Annotated in this window: 1 protein-coding gene and 1 tRNA gene; both read right to left on the bottom strand. The window is 72.7% G+C overall.

Annotation, left to right across the window (positions count from 1 at the left end; genetic code table 11):
• Position 1 precedes the first annotated feature (1 nt).
• Positions 2-92, bottom strand: a tRNA-Ser gene (locus U9980_RS15055).
• Between the two features lie 97 nt (positions 93-189).
• On the bottom strand, positions 190-2,449 hold a 2,260-nt coding region (locus tag U9980_RS15050), incomplete at its 5' end, for a [protein-PII] uridylyltransferase (RefSeq protein WP_322768482.1).

Raw genomic sequence — 2,449 nt, 5'->3', positions numbered from 1 at the left:
GCGGAGGCTCGGGGATTTGAACCCCGGAGGGGGTTGATGCCCCCAACCGCATTAGCAGTGCGGCGCCATAGACCGGACTAGGCGAAGCCTCCAACGTGCGTTCTGAGTATAGCCACCACACCTGGAGCGATCTTGCTGGCGTCCTTTCACTATTGTGAACTGCGTCACGGATGCGGTGTCGATCATTGGTCATGCCTCCCGATGATCATCTGTTGCGGCTCCGGCGCGTCGCGGCTCGGGCGGCGGTTGCAGCGCGGCCAGCACGGCGTCGGCCAGCTGCTCGCGCCGTTGCGTCGCAACCAGCGCGCCGCCGTCGGCCTCCCGCACGTAGAACGCGTTCACGACGTCGAGACCGATCGTGGCCACGATCGCGGTGCGGACGCCCAGCCCGGCGGTTGACAGCGCCCGGACCATGCTGAACAGCACGCCGGCCCGATCGGGAGCCCGGATCTCGACAACGGTGTCGGAGCCGGAGTCCTCAAAGATGACCCGCGGCGGTGCGGGTGCGAGCCCACGGCGCGTGCCCGCGTACGCCCGTTCCCGCGCGGTGATCCGGGCCTCCAGGTCAAGGGTGCCGTCCAGGGCACGCAGCAGATCGCCGCGCAGTATCGCGGGGCTGGGCGTCTGTCCGTACGGTCCCCCTCCTGCCACCGGTATCGAGACCGCCGCCTGGAGCAGGGCACGGCGCCCGGAACTGCGGGCGGACGCGCGGCGCACGTCAAGACGGTTGAGGGCCAGCACCCCGGTGGTGGCGGCCAGCAGCCCGGGACGGTCGGGCGCCACCACGACGATCTCGAACATGCCGTCGTCCGGGAGCGGGTTGACCGCCACCGTGTACTCGTCCGCACCCGCGAGAAGAGCCTGTTGACGCTCGCTGAGGGCGGGGGGGTACGGCACCTGCTCGCCGCGGTAAACCGCCATCGCCCGGCTGACCAGCTCACCGACCAGTCGCGCCTTCCACGGGCTCCACGCCGTCGGGCCGGTGGCGAGCGAGTCGGCTTCGGTCAGGGCGTGCAGCAGGCTGAGTACCCGCGGGCTGCCCGCGGCCCGCGCCACCGCCTCGATGGTCGTGAGGTCATCGATGTCCCTGCGGGTCGCGGCTTCGGCGAGCAGCAGGTGATGGCGCACCATCGTCACCAGAATGTCGGTGTCCGCGGGCGGTAGGCCGAGGCGGGGGGCGAGGTCGGTGACGACCGCGATGCCGGCTTCGGTGTGGTCACCGGGCCAACCCTTGCCGATGTCGTGCAGCAGGGCGCCGAGCAGGAGCAGGTCGGGCCGGTCGACCTCGCGGGTCGCCGCCGCCGCGCCCGCCGCTGTCTCGATCAGGTGCCGGTCGACGGTGAAGCGGTGGTACGGGTTGCGCTGCGGCCGGCTGCGTACCCGCTCCCACTCGGGCAGCAACCGGACGAGCAGGCCGACCTGGTCAAGGGCTTCCATGGCAGCGACCGCAGGCGCACCCGTGGCCAACAGGGCGACCAACGCGTCGCGCGCCGCGGCCGGCCACGGCGTCGGCATGGGTGGGGCCTCGCGGGCAAGCCGGTCCAGCGCAAACCGCCCGATGGGGACGCCGGCCCGGGCGGCTGCCGCGGCGACCCGTAGCGTCAGCGTCGGATCGCTCGCCGGGTCGGCGTCCCCGGCGAGCTGCACCTCGCGGTTCTGCTCGACCACGCCTTCATCGAGGGGGCGACGGACCGGGCGGCTCCGGAGCCAGCGCGAGGACGGCCGCAACCCGGCCGAGGCCCGGTACCAGGTGACGTCCCAGGTCCAGGAGATCGTGCGGCCGGCGTCGGCGGTGGCGCGCGCGAGCGCCGGCGGGTCGGGGTACCCCAGGGCGGTGGCGACGGCCGCGGTGTCCTGGAGCAGCAGCCGGTTCTGTTCGCGTCCGTGGGCGAGTCTGCGCACCTCACCGCGGGCATCGAGCAGCACCCGGTAGGCGGCGAGCACGCGTTCGGACGGCTTTTCGGCGACCCATGCGGAGGCGAGCGCAGCCAGGGCGTGGACGTCACGCAGTCCGCCGCGGGCCTCCTTGAGGTCCGGTTCGAGCAGAAAGGCGACCTCACCGTGCCGGCGGGCCCGCTCGGCGACCATATCGGCGAGTTCGGGCAGCCGGCGGGGAGCGCTGGCCCGCCACCGGGCCCGGACCTGGCTGAACAGGGACGCTGCCAGGGCGTGGTCGCCGGCGACCACGCGTGCGTCCAATAGGCCGAGGGTCGCCTTCAGGTCGCCATCGGTGACAGCGATGGCCTCCTCGACGGTCCGGACGCTGTGGTCGAGACCGACCCCTGCGTCCCAGATCGGGTACCAGATGGCGTCGGCCAGCCGGGCGATGTCGTCGCGCCGGCCGTTGTGGACGAGTACCAGATCGAGATCGCTGCCGAAGGCGGGCTCACCGCGCCCATAGCCGCCGACCGCGACGAGCGCCACTCCCGCGCCCGGTTCGCCGAACAGG

It is taken from the genome of Protofrankia sp. Cr1 (genome assembly GCF_963555865.1).
Classification (GTDB): Bacteria; Actinomycetota; Actinomycetes; order Frankiales; family Frankiaceae; genus Protofrankia.
This window is presented reverse-complemented; position numbering and strand designations above follow the sequence as displayed.